The sequence below is a fragment of the Pseudomonas sp. FSL R10-1350 genome (assembly GCF_009600525.1).
GTDB classification, from domain to species: Bacteria; Pseudomonadota; Gammaproteobacteria; order Pseudomonadales; family Pseudomonadaceae; genus Aquipseudomonas; species Aquipseudomonas helleri.
Genome location: NZ_WIVR01000020.1, coordinates 23,173 through 44,491 on the forward strand (window position 1 = coordinate 23,173; position 21,319 = coordinate 44,491).

Here is a 21,319-nt window from a genome sequence, read left to right on the forward strand (position 1 = left end):
AAGAGTAACCGCGATGCACCGGTTTTGTCAGGCCGAAGCCGGGTTGCCAGCGACGGGCTGTTCAGCGCGGTGAATATCCACCATAAATTGCTCGGCTGGCAGGGGCTGACCCAGCAAAAAACCTTGCAGGGAATCACAGCCCAAGGTGGTCAGGAAGCTTTGCTGGGTGTCGGTCTCAACACCTTCAGCAACGATCCGCAAGCCCAGCGCCTGACCCAACGCCACAATGGCCGAGACAATCGCCGCATCATCGCTGTCATGTTCCAGGTCGCGCACGAAACCACGGTCGATTTTCAGCTCGTTGGCAGGCAAGCGCTTGAGATACATCAAGCTGGAATAGCCCGTACCAAAATCATCAATGGACAGGTCGACGCCCATGTGCGAGAGCTTTTGCAGCACCGTCATGCTCGCATCAGCGTCACTCATGGCGGTGGTTTCGGTGATTTCCAAAGTCAGGCTGTTGGCTGGCAATTGGTTGCGATCCAGCGCCGAGACCACGCTGTCGACCAGCCCGGAGTAGCAAAACTGCAAGGCCGACAAATTGACCGCGATGCGCCAGTGGCTGTAGCCCTGGTCAAACCAGATGCGCATTTGCCGGCATGCCTCGTTGAGCACCCACTCGCCAATCGGGATGATCAAGCCGGTTTTTTCGGCCAGCTCGATAAAGTCGTCCGGTTGCAGCAAACCCTGTTGCGGATGCTCCCAGCGCAGCAAAGCTTCAGCCCCGACCGGCTTGCCGTTGCTGGCATCAAACTTGGGCTGGTAGTGCAGACGGAACTGGTTATGTTCCAGCGCCTGGCGCAGGTCCTGCAACAGTTGCAGTTGTTTGCGCGCGTTGGTGTTCATCGACACGTCAAAGAAGCTGTAGCCGTTTTTACCGCCACCTTTGGCGTGGTACATCGCGGCGTCAGCGTTCATCAGCAGTTCTTCGGCGCTCTGGCCATTGCCGGGGTACAGCGCAATACCGATGCTCGCAGAGATCTGCAAGTCATGCTCATCTACCCGAAAGCTCTTGGCCAACAGGCTGACTTGGCGGGTGGCCACTTGCGGTGCGTCGTCGGGCCCGGTCAAACGCACCAGCAACACAAATTCATCGCCGCCAATGCGCGCCAGGGTGTCCTGGCTGCGCAACTGCTCGCGCAAACGCAAGGCCACTTCACGTAGCAAGCGGTCGCCCACGTGATGGCCAAAAGCATCGTTGACCGGCTTGAAGCCGTCCAGGTCGATAAACATCAGCGAAAAGCACCCGCCCTGCTCCGCGACCTTGGCCATGGCCTGGCTGATCCGGTCAGCCAGCAGGATGCGGTTAGGCAGCCCGGTCAGGGTGTCATGCAAGGCCAGTTGGGTGAGCTCTTCGTTGGCCAGGGTCAGTGAGTCCGCCAGCGCCGCCGTGCGGGCGTCCAGGCGGGCATCGAAGATCGAGGTCAGCAGCGCTATCACCAGCACCGCGAGGCTGGACACCAGCACCAGGTTGTCCAGACCTTTGCCGCTCAGCCCATCCACCAGCGCGCCGCAAAAACTGCCCACCGGGAAATTCGCCGCGGCCATGCCGGTGTAGTGCATGCCGACAATCGCCAGGCCCATGATCACCGACGCACCGCCGCGAATCAGGCGCACATAAGGGGTTTGCTTGCGCAAGCGAAACGCGATGGACAGCGCAGCCGCCGAGGCGCCGACCGCAATCACCAGCGACAGGCCAAACAGCGTCGGATCGTAGTCAATGCCCGGCTGCATCTTCAAGGCCGCCATGCCGCTGTAGTGCATGGCGCTGATCCCGGCGCCCATGATCAAGGCGCCCAACAGTAATTGCAGTGCCGGCAGGCTCGGCTGGCTGACCAGCCACAAGGCAAACCCGCAAGACAAAATCGCCACCAGCAATGACCACAGGGTGAGGCCAAGGTCGTAGCCCAGCTCCAGCGGCAACTCCAGGGCGAGCATGCCAATAAAGTGCATCGACCAGACCCCGAAACCCATAGCCAGCGCCCCGCCCCCCATCCACAAATAGGCCGTTCGCCCACGCGCGGTAGCGATTCGCCCTGTCAGGTCAAGTGCGGTATACGAGGCCAGAATGGCCACGCATAAGGAAATAAACACCAGGGCGGGAGAGTACGTTGCAGCAACCATGAGCTTTCTCTTGAACGATCCGGACCAGCATCCATGTCCAGTGAAAAATGCGCGATTGTACTGTTTCCTGAAACGAACGCACGCAAATGCTAACCCGCTTCATGCTTGACCTTGTCTATATAACGCACGACTGCCGCGGACTTTTCAAATCGGCGATAGATCAACGACAACCAGGAGGTTGCGTCACACCCTTCGATAGTCCGGTACAGCACATTCGGCAGGCTGATATGCCCCACCACCGAGGCCGGCACCACCGCCACGCCCCGGTTCAAAGACACCAAAGCGATGACAGCCACCAGCCCGCCGGGCTGCGCACCCAGTTTAGGGGCATAGCCTCCTTGGGCCGCCACGTGCAATGTGCCGCTGATCTGCTCGGGCAAGATGAAGGTCTCGTGCTGCAAATGCTCGGCGCTGATGTGCTTGAGGCGAGTGAGCCACGCGTCGGCGGCTATCGCCAAGACAAACCCTTCGCTGTTCAGACGAATGGCTTCCAGCTCCGGGGGCAGCGCCATCGGTGAGCGCACATAGCCCAAGTCAAAACGCCCTTCGGCCACCATCGTCGGCAAACTGGCCATCGGCGCTTCGCGCACGCTCAAGCTGACTTCTGAGGACTCATCGGTGTAAGCCTTGACTTGGCGCTGCAACACACCGGAATACACCGCAGAAGCCACATAACCCAATTCGATATGCCCGGTCTCGCCGCGTCCGGCCCGTTGCGCATGCCGCTGTGCAAGCTCGAACTGGCGCACAGTGGCATCGGCTTCAGGCAACAGCGCCTGCCCCGCCTCGGTCAGGCTGACCTGACGCTGCTCGCGCACAAACAAGCGCACCCCCAGGGCATTTTCAAGGTCCTGGATTTGTCGGCTCAGGGTCGGCGGTGCAATGCCCAACACTTCGGCAGCGCGGGTGAAATTGCAGTGCTGTGCAACGGCCAGAAAGTAGCGAAAGTGGCGTATTTCCATAGCAGCATTAGCTCAAAGGTAATGAAGTTCGAGCAGCCAGCTAACGCAACTCAGCCAGCGCAGCGATACCCTGTTGACACCGCCATATGAGAGAGACTCGCACATGTCCGTCAACTTGATTACTCACAAAGTAACGCCCTTGGTTGGCGCAGGGCAACGCCCATGAAAACAGTGAGCCCACGCCTGACCCTGCTGACTGCCAGCGGGGTGTGTTCATTGATCGTGCTCGACACCAATATCGTCGCGGTCACCCTGCCCACCATTGCCCGTGATCTGGGCGCCAACTTTGTCGACATCGAATGGGTGGTCAGCGCGTATATGCTGGCGTTTGCCGCCTTGCTGCTGCCGGCCGGGAGCATTGCCGACCGCATTGGCCGCAAAACCACCCTGATCTGGGGCCTGTGTATTTTCATCCTCGCGTCACTGGCTTGCGGGGCAGCGCCCAATAGCCTGCTGCTGGAAATCGCCCGGGCGGTCAAAGGCGTTGGTGCAGCGTTGCTGCTGACCTCAGCGCTGGCCTCCATCGGGCATGCCTTCCATGATGAAGTTGAACGGGCCAAGGCCTGGGCGTTTTGGGGCGCGTGCATGGGGGTGGCCATGACCGCAGCGCCAACCTTGGGCGGGCTGATCACCGAGTACCTGGGCTGGCGCTGGATTTTCTACCTCAACTTGCCGGTCGGCCTGGTACTGATGGCGCTGGTGCGCCACGCTATCAGCGAATCCCGCGATCCGCAGTCAGCACGCCTCGACCCTTGGGGCAGCCTGGCCTTCAGCGCCAGCTTGCTGTGCCTGATCTGGGGCCTGATCGAAGCCAACCGGATTGGCTGGGATAACCCGCTGACCTATGCCCGCCTGTGCGGCGGCGCCTTGCTGCTGGCGCTGTTTGTGTGGATCGAGTCGGTGCAGCAACGGCCGATGATCGACCTGCAACTGTTCCGTCATCCGCGGTTTATCGGCGCATTGCTGGGCATGTTTGCCTATGCCGGGTGTGCTCAAGTGATGATGACCTTGCTGCCCTTCTACCTGCAAAACGGGCTGGGCCTGACGGCCATTCTCTCGGGGTTGGGCATGCTGCCGTTTGCCCTGACCATGTTGATCTGCCCACGAATTGGCGCGCGCATGGCGTCACGCTACACCCCGGCGAGCATGATGGCCCTGGGGCTGACCCTGGTGGGCTGTGGCAACTTGCTCAGCGCCTGGGCCGTGGGTTATGGCGGCTACCTGAGTTTCGCCCTGGCCACCGCCGTGACTGGCGCGGGTGCCGGGCTGCTGAACGGCGACACGCAAAAAAACATCATGGCCTGCGTGCCGCGAGACCGGGTGGGCATGGCGTCCGGCATGAGCACCACCATGCGCTTTAGCGCCATCGTCTTGGCGATCGGCGTGTACGGCGCCTTGCTGGGCGGGCACACCGAGCAAAACTTGCAAGCCAGCCTCGCACAGGTGACCAGCCCCTGGCTGGAGCAAAGCCACTTTATTGCTTCACGGGTGGTCGCGGGCGACATGTCAGGGGCGCTCAGCCAGTTGCCGCCGGCGGCACAAGCGCAGATTCAACCACTGGCGACCCAGGCGTTTGTAGCGGGCTTCAGTACCCTGCTGTGGGTTGCCGGGTTGCTTGCGCTGTTGGGCGCACTGCTGGTGGGTACACTGATGCGTAAACCGATACCACGGTTTGTCGTTGCCACCTGAAAAGGCTTCGCCCCGCTCACGGTGATGCTGGCATACCTTCCTGCAAGCGCTGCAGTTCGCGGCGAACCATGCTGGCGTATTCGGCGGGGCTCAAACTGTACAGTTGCCCCGCCACCCAGCCCAGCCAGGCGCCTTTGAGGTCCGTGCGCCGGGCAAATAGCTCGGCAGCCTTGGTCTGGGCCTGTTCAAGGTGCTGCTGATGAAACTCGCTGCGCGTCAGCGTCACTCTTTGCTGGCCTTGAAGGTCAACTCACCCTTGCGCCATTTGGCCGCCTTGGTGGTGACCGCCTTCAAGGTTTTGCTCAGGCCAGCTTCGAGTTGCTCGGTGGCCGCAAACACCAGCATCACGGTTTGGCCTTCCTTGAAAACAATACCTTCGCCTAACGGCGAGCTGACGTAGGCATAGTCACCAATGCCATACACCGTCATTTTGATTTCACGAAACTTGATGTCCAGCTTGCCACCTTCACGGCTTGGCATGACGGCGGCACTGAAATGATCGCCAACCTTGAGTTTCAGGCCGGGTTTGTCGTCTACCACCAGCGCTGTTTCGGTATCGATTTCAGCGATGTAAATACCTTCTGCCGTTTGTTCGGTGACGTATACAAAGCGCGACTGGAACAATTTGACCAACCGGGCCCGCAAGTCACCCAACACAAATAAAGCGTGCATCTCCAAATTGCTGACTGCCAACGAAAAGCCCTCAATAACAAAAAAAATTAATCTGCCTGCTAAAAGGCAGGCAGCAAAAAAGACCTCACCCACCCACTTAAAAACCGAGTACGGGAAATTCAACTGACGGCTGGGGTCAGGGATGGCCTGTGATGTAAAAGTAATGGATTCCCGCTTGGGTTGCCCTGACAAAAAGGCGCCAGAACTTGAAGGAAATTAACCAGGGCATGTGCTCGCGCACATCGGTTTGTACTCAGTTGGGCGGCTATTCTACCGACTCAGGCACAGGAATGGGTATACACATCCTGTTCCCATTTTTGCCAACGGCTTATTTTCTGCCTGATTGGCCCCATATTCAACAGGGCTTTCGTCGCACCGATGCGTTAACTGCGCCACAACCCGCCAACTGCTGCCATACTGGCGCGAAAAATTGGCCTGGCCCATGCCGCCAGGTTGTCTGTACTCCATTACTTGCAAGGAATCATGACACGTGACGGAATTTGATATTGGCGAGTATTTCATCCGTGGTGACGTCAAAGATGTCGACGGAGAGTTTCAGGCAGTGATCGTGATGCGCCCAAAACCACCTTTGACCAAAGTCAGTTACTACCAGGTTGAAAAGGACCGTTGGTTCAAGACCGCCGAGCTGGCAAAAATAGCCGGCATGGAATCTGCCCGGCAACTGAAAGAAGCCGTCGACGCGGGCGCTCTCAACGCTTAAACGCACTTTAAACAACACGTTTCATGTTTCTATTCTAGGCTTGGCCTCGAACTCTTTGCTCTCGCAGGCCTCAAAGCTGAGCACCCACTCAAGGAAATGAACATGGACGATACCCCTGTCACCCTGCAAGCGTTGTTTGAACAACTGGGTCTGGACGCTGATCAAGCGTCGATCGACGCGTTTTTTCTCAAGACCCCGACACTGGCTGAAGACGTCAAACTGGCCGATGCGCCTTTCTGGACCGCGGCTCAATCGCAGTTTCTAAAAGAAAAAATCGCCGCTGACGATCACTGGGCCATTGTTATCGACGAACTCAACGAACGCCTGCATCAAGCACGCTGAGCGTGCTCTAGCCGTGTGCCAAGGTTGGCGCCCAGTTGCGCCAACCACGCCGTGCGACATTCTTCTGCTTCGACCCGGCTTGAGAACGCCGTCCCCCGCTGCTCACCATTCACCAGTACTACCCAGCAAGCCTTCTGGCCCAAAGCGCGCAAGCTTTTGGGAACACCGCTACCAATCATCACGGCTACATCGACCTGGTTGGTCATGAGGGTCACTCCGCTAATTAGTTAGTCTCCTAACGATGCCGGCTATGTTAGTGCTTCCGTGACAGCGGAAAAAGCTATGTACCGAATAGATGCATTGCATGACCTGTAACAATCCCGCTGTAGGCTTACCCGAATACAGGGGCCTTTTGCTCATAGATCAAGCGCCCGCCTTCCTGCGGTCGATTGAAAAAAGCCTGATCGATAATCCCTTCACCCGAACCCACCGAGGCATTCCAATTAGCCGATTGGTGGACGTAGCGCTGACGTAAAACCCGCTCCTGCTCATCGCTCAAATCAACAGCCCCAAGACGCACTTGCGCCTGAAGACTTGCTTCAATGGGCAGCAGTTCGTCAGGCAGTGCGCAAGCAGCCTCGGTCAATGCCTTGAGCGGCACGCCCTGCTCGCACGCCAGGCTGTGCATGATGCGCAGGTACACCCGCGCCAAATCACCGAATACCCGGCGTTGCATAAACACTGCGGCCAGTACTTGTTGCATGGGGTCTTCGCGGCTGCCCTGGCGGCGTGAATCACTGCGCACTTGCAGCAGGCGATCCGGGTCAGTGGGGTCCAACACGTCCCGGGCCTGCCACTGTGTCAGTTCTGCACTCGCGCGCTGCCAAGCGTGGGTCAGGTTGATGGGTGTGGACGGGCTGACCAGATTGGTTTGCCAGCGCGTCAAAAACACCTGCTCGGACATCAACGCCGGATACCCGCCCCCCACATCGGCATGCGCGCCGGGGACGGCGATTTCCATGGGCCACTGCCCAGCGATGCTGTTGAGCGCAAAATTGCGCCGCTGCTCATCACGTGCAGCCAACTGCACAACATACTTCGCACAGCCAGGGCTCAGGTACAGGTTAAGGCCGGGGTTGATGTCGTCACTGATATCGCCGCCGTCTGCCAGCCCACCCATGGCGGCGACAGTATCGAACAAGCCGATAAAGGCAATCTCGCACTCAAAATCTGCGGCCAGGCTGAACTGCGACTTAAAGGATCCGCTGATGACGAGGTTGGCAAAGTGCCGGGCGGCGGCCGCGCCACGACTGAATCCAAAAATATCCAGCTGTAACCGGCTCAAAGAAGCCGCTGGCGCGGTCTGGATAAAATGCGTCATGCACTCGAGCAGTTGCGCGTAAGCCAGCTCTGCCTTGCCCACTACGCCGCTGCTGCCACGGCCATAGGTCTGGGCCGGAAAACGCGTATCCGCCGAGCCTGTGGTAGTCCCTATACCGCCAATATAGAGAGACGTCACGGCGTTGCCGTCGGTATCGAAAGTCTGTTGCGCCGGGTAATGCTGGTACAGCGCGGCAATATTGGTCGTTGCGTTGGCGTAGCTGCTGTCGCTCTCGACCCTAAGCCCTTGCGCCATTCGGGCCTGACCCGATGCACTGTTGAATTGGTTATTGGCGGTGCCATCAAAAAACACACCCACCCGCAACACGTGTTTTGTGTTGCTTGAATCACCCATGAGTTTCACCCTCGATCAAATCGGCCACGCGTAAAAATGCCGCGCAACTATAAGGTGCTTCACCGGAGGGACCCACTCAACGCGCGGAGATTGTTGTACAAGGTTTTACAAGGCGGAACGGGCAGCAAAGCGAATGCTCGCAGAACCCAAAAGCTACCGGGGCCGTGCGGCCCCGGCAAGGTCAGGCACTCAGGCTTGACGCTGGTGCTTGTCGATTTGCTCGTGACGCTCTTGAGCTTCGATGCAGTACTTGGTGGTCGGGCTGATCAGCAGACGCTTCAGGCCAATGGCCTCGCCGCTGTCGTCGCACCAGCCGAAGCTGTCTTCTTTGATGCGCTCCAGCGCTTGTTCCAGCTGAGGCAGCATGCGCTGGTCACGATCGATTGCGTTCACCAGCCACGTACGTTCTTCTTCAACCGAGGCGGCATCCGCAGGATCGGCCGGGGTGTCCAGGCTCTCGATCGCAATGCGGTTTTGCTCGATGCGTTCGTGGGTTTCAACCTTCATGCCTTGCAACAACTCAGTGAAAAAAGAGTGCTGCTCGGCATTCATGTAGTCATCCGCCGGCATGGCCAGCAACTGTTCCTTTGTCATTGATTTCTCTATAAAAAATACGTGCATTAAGGCGAAATGGGGAGCGATCGGATCGTTCTTTATCCAAACCCGTTAGGTGCCATCTATCTCAAGCGCCACCCGGCACTCAATTTACGAGGGGCGGCAGTCTAAGGCCGACTTATCGAGTCAGCAACTGAAATGACAGCTATTTGTCCAGCTAAACGTGGAAAGAGACGAAAAAACCGTTCAGAGGGGCTAATGGAGTGCGTTTATAGCAAGAAATTCAATCGTGCTGCTGAAAATCATCACCCTTTGAATAAAGGCTTCGCTCAGGCAGCCGAGCCCTGACCTTTTAACCTCAACCGAAAATAGTTCGGATTGTTACATCAGAGTAAAAATCAGTAAGACCCAGGCTCAACACGCGAACGTTTGCAGTCATCTCTACGTGCGACTTTAACGCGCTACGTCTCCCGCTTCTTGGGTTGAAAAATCCCACAAACTTCTCCGTAAATCTTATTGGTAGTTACGCACTGCCTGACAATACTGCGCGGGAATCGCGCTTTACAATCACTCGACCAAATCCCATATCCCACGCCAAGTAAATGATCGATATGTCACTGCTTGTATCGCCAGCGCATAACGCTTTAACCGAACCGACTGCCAGATAATAAATAGCCTTTGTTCAGGGGTACGACGTGATGAGTTATTCCTTGTTTGCCGACGATCAACCCGCACGGGCGCCAAGTGTGCCAATTATCCCTCTGCCAGTGCACGCGGTGAGACTGCCCGAACTGGAGCGATTGAGCACACTGCGCGATGCCCTGCTGCTGCTAAAAGTGCCGCTGGCCAACAGTTGCGGATTGCGTGGCCTGATTGAGAGGCAGTTGCTGAGCAATGACGTGTATGACCGCGTGCTGGGCAAATCATCCACCTCGGACTCACCCGCCTGCGCACCGACACTGCCGTAGCCTGCACAGGCGCACCTTAACTCAATAAAAATGCAGTTAAGCATCATTATTATGAATTTGCGGATTGCAAACGACGCAAGCACACTGCGCACGTTCCTCCCCCAATAAAGGAACACTTTTAAGGGCTTGCCGGGAAACCCGCACGGCCCTTTTTTTATCCCTTCGTTGCCAGATTCCGGATTTCCCCACCATGCAAAACAGCTGGATCAGCCGCCTGTTGCCTGCGGCCACGAATACCCGCCCCACCGAGTGGAGCCGCGCTGCGATAGGCGTCTCGCTGGGCACACTGCTGTGTGTCTGGGTCTGTAGCCTGTTCTTTGGCCTGCCCGTGGCCATGCACCTGATTGGCCCTTTGGGGGCCTCGGCCATTTTGCTGTTTGCCGTGTCCTCCGGGGCCTTGGCGCAACCCTGGTCGATTGTCGGCGGCTACCTGTGTGCAACGGTAGTGTCATTGGGCGTGGTGCATTTTTTCGGCCGCAATCTGGACAGCGCCTGCCTGGCGGTAGGCCTGGCGATGCTCATCATGTGCCTGCTGCGCTGCCTGCACCCACCGGCAGGCGCACTGGCCTTGCTGGTAGTCCTCGCAGACCCGGACAGCGCCCGCCTGGGCTGGGGCATGCTCGCCCCCGTGATGCTCAGCGCGGTGTGCATGCTGCTGGCAGCATTGGTCTACAACAACCTGACGCGCGTGCGTTACCCTAAAAAAAATGCTGAACCGGCACCGACCATTGTGGCTCCGCATATCCCCGGAGAGGCCGGCATTACTGCTGAAGACTTGCAAAAAGCCATGGAGCAAATGGACGCGTTTATTGACGTGACACCCGAAGACCTCGAAGCCCTGGTACGCGCCAGCGAGCACAATGCGCGCCGACGCAGTGTGCGCGAGGTGTTTGCCGAAAGCGCCTAGCGCATAAGCGAGCCTCATGCCTGATACGGCGCCTGTCGAAAACCTGCAGACTCCTGCTAGGGTTACTGAAGCGTCGTCCGGGCGGGCTGTAGTCACACACAGTTGATCACTCGGATCCCACACTCCACGTGATCAAGGCTCGCAATGCTCAGAACCATCGAGAACGAAGTATCCCGGCAGGCTGCACCACCCGCCCTGCAAGCTGAATTTGCCCAGCATGACTTTGAGAAACTGCGCACGTTTTGCAGCCTGACCTATATCGCCAGCACCATTATCTGGCTGATGTTTGACCTGATTGTCAGCACCAAGGGCGGTCAGGGGTTCACCGGGCTTTCCATGCTGTTCATCGCCACCATGGTCGGCCTCACCCTTCTTATCGGCTTTCTGCGCACGGCTCAACAATTCAACCTGCTGAACGTGGTCTTTGTGCTGGTGATCAGCATCGGCATACGCTTGCTGGTTGAGGGCCTGCCAGAGACCGAACAAGCCGTGTGGCTGACCCTGGCGACCTCCAGCATGCTGTATTGCGCCTCGATCCTGCCCTTGAGCCGTGGGGCATTCATCAGCACCCTGGCCATAACCGTCGTAGTGCTTAACCCGTTTGTGCTGACTGAAATATCGTTAATGGACCTGCGGGGCAGCATGCTCCTCTGCTATTACTCTTTTCTGGCCTGCCTGACGACTTACAGTTTTTTCAAATTACGCCGTGTGAAACTGCTCAACTACACCCTGTCCAAACTGCTGATTGAGCAGGCCTACATCGACACCCTCACCGAAATCCCCAACCGCCGCTCCTTTATGGCGCGGGCTGGCAGCGAATTGGGCATCAGGCCCCGTGAGCACGATCACTACCTGGCGATGATCGACATCGACAACTTCAAGAAAGTGAACGACCTGTACGGCCATGACATTGGCGACGAAGTGCTCAAACGCACGGCAGCGAATATCAAAGCCGTGGTGCAGGGCTATGAATATGCGCGCCTGGGCGGGGAAGAGTTTGCCGTGTACGTTTCAGGCGTGCGCCGGGATGACGTTGAAGTGCTGATGGATGCATTGTGCCGTCAGGTGCGCGAAGACCCGCATCAATACCCGGTGACCATCAGCATCGGCCTGACCAGGGTTGACGACCACGACACCCTCAACCAGGCCCTGGCCAAGGCGGACAAAGCGCTGTACGCGTCCAAAAATAGTGGCAAGGACCGGTTCACGTTTCATGCTGATTGAGGCTACGGAACGCACTAAGTCTCGCGATCCTTTAATTTTTCGCAGCCTTCGTGCCTCGTCAGCGACTACGCCGGTACGTAGCCTCGCAAAGCTCGTCAACTGCTACAGGGTCTTTGTAAATCACCAACTGTAGGAGCGAGCTTGCCTCGCGATCTTTTGATCTTTCGCAGCCTTCGTGCCTCGTCAGCGACTACGCCGGACGTAGCCTGAGCAGGCCCTAGCGCTCGCTCACTTCCATTTTTCCGTCCCAGCCACCGCCCAGCGCGGCGATCAATTGCACGCTGGCGATCAGGCGGCTTTGCAGCAGGTTCAAGACGCTGCGCTCGGTGCTTAAGGCCGTGGTTTGAACGTTGACGACATCCAGATACGCAATCAAACCCGCTTTGTACTGATTGGTGGTCAGACGCAGTGATTCGCGGGCCGATTCCAGCGCCTGCTCTTGCACCACGGTTTCATCACCCAGCACTTTCAACTGGATCCTGTAGTTTTCCACCTCACGGAAACCATCAAGCACGGTCTGGCGGTATTTGGCCACGGTCTGGTCATACACGGCTTCATTACGGTCCACTTCGGCCGAACGCTGGCCGCCATCAAACAACGGTAATGAAATTTTTGGCCCCACCGACCAGAACCGGTTTGGCGCGCTGATCCAGTCCTGATACTGGCTGCTGCTGTAGCCGCCGGACAGGCTCAGACTGAAGTCCGGGTAGTACGCCGCCTTGGCCACGCCTATGTTGGCGTTGGCGGCAATAATCGAGCGCTCTGCCGAGGCAATGTCCGGGCGCCGCTCAAGTAGTTGCGAAGGCACGCTGACCGGGATCGCCGGCAGCTTGGGGATGTCGTTGATTTCTGCCAGTTTGAAGCCCGTCGGCGGTTGACCGGTGAGCACCGCAATGGCGTTTTCAAACTGGGCACGTTGCCAGATCAGGTCGATCAGGCTGGCCTGGGTATTACGCAATTGGGTCTGCGCTTGCGCCACCGCATCTTTACCGGAGATCCCGGCGCGGTACTGGTTTTCGCTCATTTTCAGCGACCGCTCATACGCCTCGACGGTCGCTTCTAACAATCGCTTCTGCTGATCAATAACCCGCAGTTGCAGGTAGTTCTGCACCAGCTCCGACTGCTGGCTCAAGCGCATGGCCGCCAGGTCGGCATAGCTGGCTTCGGCGCTGGCTTCATTGGCCTCAAGGCCGCGACGCAATTTGCCCCAGACATCGGCCTCCCAACTAACGCCGACCTGCGCATTCAAGGTGTCGCGAATACCGCTGCTGGAACTGGTCAGGCTGGAGTTGGAACTGCCAGTGCCCTGGCTGGAGCGGGTTTTACCCACACTTAAATCAGCACTCGGCAAGAAGGCTCCACGGGCATTGCGCACCAGCGCCTGGGCCTGGCGAAATTGCGCCTCGGCCTGGGCAACACTCTGGTTGTTGCTGTTGAGCTTGGCCACCAGCGCGTTGAGCTGCGGGTCAGCGTACAACTCCCACCAGGCGCCCCGCTCCAGCGCATCGCTCGGGTTGGCCTGAGTCCAGCCATCAACCGCGTTGAACTGCTGCGGCACGGCCAGTTCAGGGCGCTGGTAATCCGGCCCCACCGCACAGGCGCTGAGCAGCACGCCGGTCAGCACCAAGCCCAGCAGACGCGAGCCACGGGCGAGCGCCCAACGTTGTGGCGACAAAGCCGGAGCAAGGTTAAGCAAACGAGAGGTCATAGCGGAGTTTCCAGAGCAGCATCAGTACGCACACCACGCCATTGGTTGAAACGATGGCGCGCACGGTCGAGATAGAGGTAAACCACCGGGGTGGTGTAAAGGGTCAGGATCTGGCTGAAGACCAGCCCGCCGATGATGGTGAGGCCCAAGGGCTGGCGCATCTCGGCGCCTTCGGCATGGCTGAGCATCAACGGCAAGGCGCCAAGGATGGCCGCCAAGGTGGTCATCAGGATCGGCCGCAAACGTTGCAGGCAGGCGCTGCGGATGGACTCTTGCGGGCCCATCTCCGAATGCCGTTCCAGTTGCAGGGCCAGGTCGATCATCAGGATGGCGTTTTTCTTCACCACGCCGATCAGCAGGAAGATCCCGAGCAACGAAATCAGGCTGAATTCACCGCCCGTGAGGTAAATGCTCAACAGCGCCCCGACCCCCGCTGACGGTAAGGTCGAGAGGATGGTCAGCGGGTGAATGTAGCTCTCGTACAGAATGCCCAGTACCAGATACACCGCCACCAGCGCGCCCAAAATCATGAAAGGCTGGCTCTTTTGCGTGGCAGCAAAGGCATCGCCGGTACCGGCCATTTTCACGATCACTTCTTCGGGCAAGCCCAATTTTGCGATCTCGCGTTCAATCGCTGCGGTGCCCTGCTCCAGTGAAACGCCGGGGGCCATGTCAAAGGAGATGGTTTCAGAGGCAAACTGGCCTTCATGTTCAACCCGGTCGTCTTGCAAACTGTTCTCGTAGTGAGCAATGGCCGACAACGGAATCCGTGCACCATCGGCCGTAATGACCTGCACCTGGTCCAGGGTTTGCGGATCCTGGGCGTATTTGGGGTTGACCTCCATCACCACTTGATACTGGTTCAGGCTGTCGTAGATGGTCGAAATCTGCCGCTGGCTGTAGGCGTTGTTCAGCACCGCAGTGACCATGTCCATATCGATCCCGAGGCGTTTGGCCTGATCGCGATCTACCACCAAGGTGACTTGCTGCGCACCCCGCCCTTCACGGGCGTCAATGGCAGTGAGTTCGGGCAGAGACTTGAGTGCAGCCACCACTTTTGGGTACCAAGTGCGTAACTCACCCAAGTCGCCGCTTTGCAGGATGTAGGAATACTGTGAGCTGGTTTGCTCGCGGCCACCGCCAAATTGCAGGTCCTGGTCGGCCATCAGCATCAGGCGTCCGCCCGGCACTTTGGGCATGTTGTCGCGTAAACGCTCGATAACTTTTTGCGCCGAAATTTTGCGCTCAGTGATCGGCTTGAGACGCACGATCATCACCGCGTTATTGGTGCCGCTGTTGCCGCCAATAAAGCCCGCCACACTGTCTACTGCCGGATCTGCCAGCACTGCCTGGCGAAAGATATCCATCTTGGGCTGCATTACGCTGAACGACAGGCCGTCATCGCCGCGCACAAAGCCAATCAGTTGCCCGGTGTCTTGCTGTGGCATAAAGGTTTTGGGCACCACCACGTACAGCGCCACGTTTACGCCGATGGTCAGCAACAGGCTGAGCAGGGTCAGGCGCTTGTGCCGCAAGACCCAATCCAGGCTGCGGGCATAGCCCAGCACCATGCGGTCGTTAAGCCGGATGCTCCAGCGCTGCATGGCGTTTTCAGTGCCCGGCACATGGGGTTTGAGCCAGCGCGCGCAGAGCATCGGGGTCAAGGTCAGCGATACCACCAGCGACACCACAATCGCCGCCGCCAGGGTGATCGAAAACTCCCTGAACAGACTTTCAATGATCCCGCCCATAAACAGGATCGACAAAAACACCGCCACCAGCGAAACGTTCATGGAGAGCAAGGTAAAGCCGACTTCCTTGGCCCCCAGGTACGCCGCCTTCATGGGCGAGATCCCGGCATCAATATGCCGTGAGATGTTCTCAAGCACGACGATGGCGTCGTCCACCACCAGCCCGGTGGCCAGGATCAGGGCCATCAGCGACAGGTTGTTCAGCGAAAAGCCGAACAGGTACATGATGGCAAAAGTACCCACCAGCGACACCGGCACCGCCAGGGTCGGGATCAGCGAAGCACGGAAATTACCCAGAAACAGGAACACCACCAGAATCACCAGCGCCACGGCAATCAGCAAGGTCATCTCGGCTTCATGCAGCGTGGCCTTGATGACCGGGGAGCGGTCCATGGCCAGGTTCAGTTTGACGCTGGCCGGCAGGACCGCTTGCAAGGCAGGTAACTGGGCCTTGATCGCGTTGACGGTTTCAATGATGTTGGCCCCGGCCTGACGGTTGATCACCAGCAACACCGCAGCATCATTGTTGAAAAAACCACTGTTGTAGCGGTCTTCAACGCCGTCCTGGACCTTGGCAACATGGCTCAGACGCAAAGCCGCACCGTCCTGGTAACGGATGATCAGCGGCTCATAATCCTTGGCCTTTTCCAGTTGGTCATTGGCCTGTATTTGCCAGTTATGCTCATCATTCGACACGGCGCCCTTGGGCCGGCGAACGTTGGCGTTGGCAATGGTGTTGCGCACGTCATCCAGCGCCACGCCGTACTGGTTCAGCAGTTGCGGCTCCAACTCGATACGCACGGCAGGCAAGGAACTGCCGCCGATTTGCACCTCGCCCACCCCAGGCACTTGCGACAGGCTTTGCGAGAGGATGGTCGAGGCCAGATCGTAAAGTTCGCCCTTGGCCAACACATCGGACGTCAGCGACAGCACCATGATCGGTGCTTGCGACGGGTTAACTTTTTTGTAGGTCGGCATGCTGCGCATACCGCTGGGCAACAGGTTACGCGAGGCGTTGATCGCCGCCTGCACCTCTCGGGCCGCGCCATTGATGTCGCGGTCCTGATCGAACTGCAAAATCACCCGCGTCGAGCCCTGGCTCGAGCGGCTGCTCATGGTGTTGACCCCGGCAATCGCGCCAAAGGATCGCTCCAGCGGCGTGGCCACGGTAGATGCCATCACCTCGGGGCTGGCGCCCGGCAAACTGGCAGACACCACGATCACCGGAAAATCCATTTGCGGCAGCGGCGACACCGGCAGCAAACCAAAGCTCACACCGCCCAGCAACATGATTGCCAGACTCAGCAGCATGGTCGCTACCGGGCGCTTGATGAACGGGCCGGACAGGTTCATAACGACGCCTGCTCAGCGGTTACCGTGTTACCGCGCCAGCGGCGGCCCAGTCGATCAAAGTACAGATAGATCACCGGGGTGGTAAACAACGTCAACACCTGGCTCACCAGCAGACCGCCGACCATCACCAGACCCAGCGGTTGACGCAACTCAGCGCCTGAGCCGGTCGCCAGCATCAGCGGCACGGCACCAAACAAGGCGGCCAGGGTTGTCATCAGGATCGGCCTGAAACGCAGCAGCGCCGCCTGGTAAATCGCGTCATGGGGGGCCATGCCCTGGTTGCGCTCAGCGTCGAGGGCGAAGTCGATCATCATGATCGCGTTCTTCTTGACGATGCCGATCAGCAAGATGATGCCGATGATCGCGATCATACCCAGGTCATTGCCGCTGAGAATCAGCGCCAACAAGGCGCCGACGGCCGCAGACGGCAAGGTCGAGAGGATGGTGATCGGGTGGATGTAGCTCTCATAGAGCACGCCCAGCACGATGTACATGGTCACCACCGCCGCAAGAATCAGCAGCAAGGTGCTCGACAACGACGCCTGGAACGCTTGTGCAGCGCCCTGGAACTCGGTTTGCACGCCGACCGGCATGCCGATGTCTTTTTGCACCTGATCAATCAGCTCGACCGCCTGCCCCAGCGCCACGCCGGGCGCCAGGTTGAACGAGACCATCACCGACGGGAACTGCCCGATGTGGGAAATAGACAGTTGCGACTGACGCTCTTCAACCCTGGCCAGGCTGGACAGCCGGACCTGACCGCCATCCGTGGTTTTGACGTGGATCTGCTCCAGCGACTGCGGGCCGATTTTCTCGCCATCTTTGGCCTGCAATACCACTCGGTACTGGCTGGCCTGGGTGTAAATGGTCGAAATCTGCCGCTGGCCGAAGGCGTCGTACAGTGCGTCCGTGATGTTCGCAACCGACACCCCGAGGCGCGACGCGGCATCGCGGTCGATGACCAAAAACACCTGCAAGCCTTTGTCTTGCAGGTCGCTGGCGACATCGGTCAGTTCTGGCTGGTTGCTCAAGGCCGTCACCAGTTTTTGGCTCCAGGTACTGAGCAACTCCGCATCCGGCGATGACAAGCTGAATTGGTACTGAGTGCGGCTGACGCGGTCTTCGATGGTCAAGTCCTGCACCGGCTGCATATACAGGCGAATCCCGATCAGCTTGTCCACCTGCGGTTGCAGACGCGCAATCACTGCTGAAGCACTGTCGCTGCGCTCACTGTGGGGCTTGAGATTGATCAGCATGCGCCCGCTGTTGAGGGTGGCGTTATCGCCGTCCACACCGATGTAAGACGACAGGCTCTCAACATCCGGGTCTTGCAGGATGATCTTGCCCAGCTCTTGCTGACGCTGGCTCATGGCGCTGAACGAAATCGACTGCGGCGCCTCGGAAATCCCTTGAATCACGCCCGTGTCTTGCACCGGGAAGAACCCCTTGGGCACCACCATGTACAGAAACACCGTGAGCGCGAGGGTGCCGATGGCCACCAGCAATGTCAGTGGCTGATGCTTGAGCACCCACTGCAACATGCGCCCGTACTCGGCGATCATCCAGTCAATAAAGGCACCGCTGGCCCGGTAGAAACGGCCCTGCTCTTCTGGCTTGGGCTCGGCTTTGAGCAAGCGTGCGCACATCATCGGGGTCAGGGTGAGCGACACCACCAGCGAGATCAGAATCGCCACCGCCAGAGTGATGGCAAATTCACGGAACAGCCGACCGACCACATCCGCCATGAACAACAGCGGGATCAGCACGGCAATCAGCGACAGGGTCAGCGAGATCAGGGTAAAACCGATTTGCTTGGCGCCCTTGAGGGCCGCCTGCATCGGGGTTTCGCCTTCCTCGATGTAGCGTGAAATATTTTCCAGCATGACGATGGCGTCATCGACCACAAAGCCGGTGGCAATGGTCAGGGCCATCAGTGTCAGGTTGTTGACCGAAAACCCGGCCAGGTACATCACGCCAAACGTCCCGATCAGCGACAACGGCACCGCAATCGACGGAATGATCGTGGCGCTGGCGCGACGCAGAAACAGGAAGGTCACCATCACCACCAGCGCAATAGCAATCAGCAATTCATGCTGCACATCGCGTACCGAGGCGCGGATGGTTTGCGTGCGATCGGTCAGCACGGTGACATCAATCCCGGCTGGCAGGTTGTTGGTGATGCTCGGCAACAGCGCCTTGATCCGGTCCACCACTTCAATCACGTTGGCACCGGGTTGACGCTGGATATTGAGCAATACCGCCTGATTTTCATTGGCCCAGGCGGCCAGGCGTTCGTTCTCGGCGCCGTCGACGATTTCTGCCACGTCTTTGAGTCGCAACGGCGCGCCATTGTTGTAGGCCAAAATCAGTTCGGCGTATTCCTGCGCGGTTTTCAACTGGTCGTTGGCGTCCAGCATCGACACCCGCGTCGGGCCGTCAAAGTTACCCTTGGGCTGGTTGACGTTGGAGGCGCCGATCAGGGTGCGCACATCCGCCAGGTTCAAACCATTGGCGGCCAGCGCCTCGGGGTTGACCTTGATCCTCACGGCCTGGCGCTGACCGCCGGCAATGCTGACCATGCCCACACCATTGATCTGGGCAATTTTTTGCGCCATGCGGGTATCGACCAAGTTGTTGAGCTTGGGCAACAGCATGGTTTTAGAGGTAATCGCCAAAGTAAGCACCGGGGTGTCGGCCGGGTTGACCTTGTTGTACACCGGCGTTGCCGGCAAGTCCTTGGGCAGCAGGTTGGTCGCGGCGTTGATCGCGGCCTGCACCTGCTGCTCGGCGACATCCATGTTCATGTCCAGGTTAAAGCGCAGGGTCAATACCGAAGCGCCACCGGAACTGGTCGAGGCCATCTGCGTGAGGCCGGGCATTTGCCCGAACTGGCGCTCAAGGGGCGCCGTCACCGCACTGGTCATGACATCCGGGCTGGCGCCGGGGTAAAGCGTCATCACGCGGATGGTCGGATAGTCGACCTGAGGCAAGGCCGACACCGGCAGCAGGCGATACGCGATGATCCCGGACAAGACGATGGCAATCATGCACAGCGTGGTTGCAACCGGGCGCAGGATAAACAGCCGCGACAGATTCATTCGCCAGCCTTGCCCTTGCCCGTACCCTGGGCTTTGGCAGCACTTGGATCGGCATCTGCATCCGGACCACCTTGCAGTTGCCCTGCGGCCGATGTCGGTACTTCGCTGCTGTTGCTGACCACTTCGACCAGACTGCCTTCGCGCAAGCGATCGGTACCTTCGAGCACGACACGATCACCCGGCTCCAGGCCCTCTTTGACAACGGTCAGGTCGCCATCGGTCGCACCCAGTTTGAGGGTGCGGATCTTGACCTTTTTATCACCGTCCATTGCATAGACAAACGAGCCATTGGTGCCGTACTGAAGTGCTGCTGTCGGGGCCAGAATCACACCTTTGAGGGTGTCAGCCAGCAGGCGCACGTTGACGAACTGGTTGGGGAACAGCGCCTGATCGCGGTTCTCGAACAGCGCCTTGAACTTCAAGGTGCCGGTGGTGACATCAATCTGGTTATCAATACTGCTCAACACGCCGCTGGCCAACTCTTTCTGATCACCGCGATCCCAGGCTTGTACCGGCAGTTTTGCACCGCTGCGATAACGCTCCAGTACCAGAGCCAGGTTGTTTTCCGGCAAGGTGAAGCTGACCACAATTGGCTCGGTCTGAGTAATCACCACCAGCGCGGTGGTGTCGTTGGCCGCGACCAGGTTACCGACGTCCAGCTGGCGCAAGCCCACGCGGCCGCTGATCGGTGCCCGAATCTTGGTGAACTCAAGGTTGAGCTTGGCATCATTGACGGCCGCCTGATTGGTCTTGACCGTGCCCTGATATTGGCTGACCAGGGCTTCGGCCGTATCCAGCGTTTGCTTGGCGATGCTGTCCTCGGCGTAGAGACCGCGATAGCGCTGCACATCTACCTGGGCGTTTTTAAGCTGGGCCTGGTTCTGCAACAGCGTGCCTTCGGCTTGCAGCAGTGCATTTTGATAGCTGCGCGGGTCGATTTCTGCCAGCAATTCACCAGCTTTAACCATCTGCCCTTCTTTGAAGTAGACCTTGACCAACTCGCCTGCCACGCGGCTGCGCACATTGATCGTGTTCAGCGCAGTGACCGTGCCCAACGCCTTGTAGTAGATCGGGAAATCCCCCCGTGTCACCTCTGCGACCAGAACCGGCACCGGTAACGTTGAGCCACCAAAGCCCGGGCGCATCGCCCCCGTGCGGCTGGTGTGCCCGGCGGGTTGCGCGTTCTGGCCTTTTTTCGCCGATGCGGGCCAAAGCAACCAGCTCACGCCAGCAACGATCAGCAAAATCAGCAGGCCAACCAGCCAGCGACGAGAAGTGCGAGAAACAGAGGATTGCATTGAGTGATCAACCAGTTGGGCGCGAGCGCTTAATTTCAGGAGCCTGAAAGATAAGCAGTGCAGACAGTTATGAAAAGGCTCTTTACCGGCTATTTACGTTATAGCGCGTCAAAGACCTGCTTTACATTCACGACAAAGGCCTGCCCGGACTTTGATCTGTTTAGTTTCCAACACCAACACTCAACCTCAAATAATCCAGACTTAGGGCAGCCCTTGCCTCAATTGTGCCGCGCAGAGTGTCTAGAACCTGTGTGACATTACGTAGGCCGGTT

17 protein-coding genes are annotated in these 21,319 nt (G+C 58.5%); 6 read left to right on the forward strand and 11 right to left on the reverse strand.

Translation table 11 applies throughout. The features are described 5' to 3' along the window. Nucleotides 1-27: 27 nt before the first annotated feature. Both GHO25_RS11505 and GHO25_RS11510 read right to left on the reverse strand, forming a co-directional pair. Complete coding sequence (locus GHO25_RS11505; protein ID WP_153390819.1) at nucleotides 28-2,124, reverse strand: bifunctional diguanylate cyclase/phosphodiesterase; 2,097 nt, start codon at nucleotides 2,122-2,124, stop codon at nucleotides 28-30. 89 nt (nucleotides 2,125-2,213) lie between these two features. After that, on the reverse strand, nucleotides 2,214-3,086 hold the full coding sequence (locus GHO25_RS11510) for a LysR family transcriptional regulator (protein WP_153390820.1): 873 nt from the start codon (nucleotides 3,084-3,086) through the stop codon (nucleotides 2,214-2,216). Nucleotides 3,087-3,248: 162 nt separating this feature from the next. Between GHO25_RS11510 and GHO25_RS11515 the strand changes: the two genes are divergently transcribed. Beyond that, nucleotides 3,249-4,775, forward strand: coding sequence for an MFS transporter (locus GHO25_RS11515; RefSeq protein ID WP_153390821.1), 1,527 nt, complete (start codon nucleotides 3,249-3,251; stop codon nucleotides 4,773-4,775). 16 nt (nucleotides 4,776-4,791) lie between these two features. Here GHO25_RS11515 and GHO25_RS11520 read toward each other — a convergent pair whose 3' ends face one another. Then, nucleotides 4,792-5,001: a hypothetical protein gene (locus GHO25_RS11520; RefSeq protein ID WP_178110068.1), complete on the reverse strand. Its 210-nt coding sequence runs from the start codon at nucleotides 4,999-5,001 to the stop codon at nucleotides 4,792-4,794. Then, entirely contained in the window at nucleotides 4,998-5,468 is a 471-nt protein-coding gene (locus GHO25_RS11525) for a hypothetical protein (RefSeq protein ID WP_048388414.1), read from the reverse strand. The genes GHO25_RS11520 and GHO25_RS11525 overlap by 4 nt, the downstream gene beginning before the upstream one ends. Nucleotides 5,469-5,937: 469 nt before the next feature. Between GHO25_RS11525 and GHO25_RS11530 the strand changes: the two genes are divergently transcribed. Both GHO25_RS11530 and GHO25_RS11535 read left to right on the forward strand, forming a co-directional pair. Next, nucleotides 5,938-6,168 (forward strand): hypothetical protein, encoded by a 231-nt coding sequence (locus tag GHO25_RS11530; RefSeq protein ID WP_048368991.1) that lies wholly within the window; start codon nucleotides 5,938-5,940, stop codon nucleotides 6,166-6,168. A 102-nt stretch (nucleotides 6,169-6,270) separates the two neighbouring features. Then, on the forward strand, nucleotides 6,271-6,510 hold the full coding sequence (locus tag GHO25_RS11535) for a DUF2789 family protein (protein ID WP_048368990.1): 240 nt from the start codon (nucleotides 6,271-6,273) through the stop codon (nucleotides 6,508-6,510). Here GHO25_RS11535 and GHO25_RS11540 read toward each other — a convergent pair. From GHO25_RS11540 to GHO25_RS11550, 3 genes are all read right to left on the reverse strand, one after another. Next, nucleotides 6,498-6,716, reverse strand: coding sequence for a hypothetical protein (locus GHO25_RS11540; protein WP_153327403.1), 219 nt, complete (start codon nucleotides 6,714-6,716; stop codon nucleotides 6,498-6,500). The genes GHO25_RS11535 and GHO25_RS11540 overlap by 13 nt on opposite strands. 125 nt (nucleotides 6,717-6,841) lie before the next feature. Continuing rightward, nucleotides 6,842-8,185 carry a phospholipase effector Tle1 domain-containing protein gene (locus GHO25_RS11545; RefSeq protein WP_153390822.1) on the reverse strand — a complete coding sequence of 448 codons (1,344 nt, stop codon included), beginning with the start codon at nucleotides 8,183-8,185 and terminating at the stop codon, nucleotides 6,842-6,844. Between the two features lie 189 nt (nucleotides 8,186-8,374). After that, a complete protein-coding gene (locus GHO25_RS11550) occupies nucleotides 8,375-8,779 on the reverse strand; it encodes a TraR/DksA family transcriptional regulator (RefSeq protein WP_048368987.1) in 405 nt (134 codons plus the stop codon). Between the two features lie 659 nt (nucleotides 8,780-9,438). On the opposite strand from GHO25_RS11550, the gene GHO25_RS11555 reads away from it, so the two are divergent. From GHO25_RS11555 to GHO25_RS11565, 3 genes are all read left to right on the forward strand, one after another. Next, entirely contained in the window at nucleotides 9,439-9,708 is a 270-nt protein-coding gene (locus GHO25_RS11555) for a hypothetical protein (RefSeq protein WP_153390823.1), read from the forward strand. A gap of 190 nt (nucleotides 9,709-9,898) precedes the next feature. Beyond that, nucleotides 9,899-10,615 carry an HPP family protein gene (locus GHO25_RS11560; RefSeq protein ID WP_153390824.1) on the forward strand — a complete coding sequence of 239 codons (717 nt, stop codon included), beginning with the start codon at nucleotides 9,899-9,901 and terminating at the stop codon, nucleotides 10,613-10,615. 144 nt (nucleotides 10,616-10,759) lie between these two features. After that, on the forward strand, nucleotides 10,760-11,839 hold the full coding sequence (locus tag GHO25_RS11565) for a GGDEF domain-containing protein (RefSeq protein ID WP_153327410.1): 1,080 nt from the start codon (nucleotides 10,760-10,762) through the stop codon (nucleotides 11,837-11,839). Nucleotides 11,840-12,056: 217 nt separating this feature from the next. On the opposite strand, the gene GHO25_RS11570 is transcribed toward GHO25_RS11565, so the two are convergent. From GHO25_RS11570 to GHO25_RS11585, 4 genes are read right to left on the reverse strand one after another with little or no spacing between them, the layout of a single operon-like run. Continuing rightward, entirely contained in the window at nucleotides 12,057-13,547 is a 1,491-nt protein-coding gene (locus tag GHO25_RS11570) for an efflux transporter outer membrane subunit (RefSeq protein WP_048368984.1), read from the reverse strand. Further along, on the reverse strand, nucleotides 13,544-16,651 hold the full coding sequence (locus GHO25_RS11575; protein WP_153390825.1) for an efflux RND transporter permease subunit: 3,108 nt from the start codon (nucleotides 16,649-16,651) through the stop codon (nucleotides 13,544-13,546). The genes GHO25_RS11570 and GHO25_RS11575 overlap by 4 nt, the downstream gene beginning before the upstream one ends. Then, nucleotides 16,648-19,749, reverse strand: coding sequence for an MdtB/MuxB family multidrug efflux RND transporter permease subunit (locus GHO25_RS11580; RefSeq protein WP_153390826.1), 3,102 nt, complete (start codon nucleotides 19,747-19,749; stop codon nucleotides 16,648-16,650). The genes GHO25_RS11575 and GHO25_RS11580 overlap by 4 nt, the downstream gene beginning before the upstream one ends. Beyond that, on the reverse strand, nucleotides 19,746-21,047 hold the full coding sequence (locus tag GHO25_RS11585; RefSeq protein WP_153390827.1) for an MdtA/MuxA family multidrug efflux RND transporter periplasmic adaptor subunit: 1,302 nt from the start codon (nucleotides 21,045-21,047) through the stop codon (nucleotides 19,746-19,748). The genes GHO25_RS11580 and GHO25_RS11585 overlap by 4 nt, the downstream gene beginning before the upstream one ends. Between the last annotated feature and the right edge of the window lie 272 nt (nucleotides 21,048-21,319).

Bases quoted from the DNA above. Each gene is read 5' to 3' on its own strand.
- GHO25_RS11505 (WP_153390819.1), bottom strand. From the start codon at position 2,124: ATGGTTGCTGCAACGTACTCTCCCGCCCTGGTGTTTATTTCCTTATGC.
- GHO25_RS11510 (WP_153390820.1), bottom strand. From the start codon at position 3,086: ATGGAAATACGCCACTTTCGCTACTTTCTGGCCGTTGCACAGCACTGC.
- GHO25_RS11515 (WP_153390821.1), top strand. From the start codon at position 3,249: ATGAAAACAGTGAGCCCACGCCTGACCCTGCTGACTGCCAGCGGGGTG.
- GHO25_RS11535 (WP_048368990.1), top strand. From the start codon at position 6,271: ATGGACGATACCCCTGTCACCCTGCAAGCGTTGTTTGAACAACTGGGT.
- GHO25_RS11540 (WP_153327403.1), bottom strand. From the start codon at position 6,716: ATGACCAACCAGGTCGATGTAGCCGTGATGATTGGTAGCGGTGTTCCC.
- GHO25_RS11545 (WP_153390822.1), bottom strand. From the start codon at position 8,185: ATGGGTGATTCAAGCAACACAAAACACGTGTTGCGGGTGGGTGTGTTT.
- GHO25_RS11550 (WP_048368987.1), bottom strand. From the start codon at position 8,779: ATGACAAAGGAACAGTTGCTGGCCATGCCGGCGGATGACTACATGAAT.
- GHO25_RS11555 (WP_153390823.1), top strand. From the start codon at position 9,439: ATGAGTTATTCCTTGTTTGCCGACGATCAACCCGCACGGGCGCCAAGT.
- GHO25_RS11560 (WP_153390824.1), top strand. From the start codon at position 9,899: ATGCAAAACAGCTGGATCAGCCGCCTGTTGCCTGCGGCCACGAATACC.
- GHO25_RS11565 (WP_153327410.1), top strand. From the start codon at position 10,760: ATGCTCAGAACCATCGAGAACGAAGTATCCCGGCAGGCTGCACCACCC.
- GHO25_RS11570 (WP_048368984.1), bottom strand. From the start codon at position 13,547: ATGACCTCTCGTTTGCTTAACCTTGCTCCGGCTTTGTCGCCACAACGT.
- GHO25_RS11575 (WP_153390825.1), bottom strand. From the start codon at position 16,651: ATGAACCTGTCCGGCCCGTTCATCAAGCGCCCGGTAGCGACCATGCTG.
- GHO25_RS11580 (WP_153390826.1), bottom strand. From the start codon at position 19,749: ATGAATCTGTCGCGGCTGTTTATCCTGCGCCCGGTTGCAACCACGCTG.
- GHO25_RS11585 (WP_153390827.1), bottom strand. From the start codon at position 21,047: ATGCAATCCTCTGTTTCTCGCACTTCTCGTCGCTGGCTGGTTGGCCTG.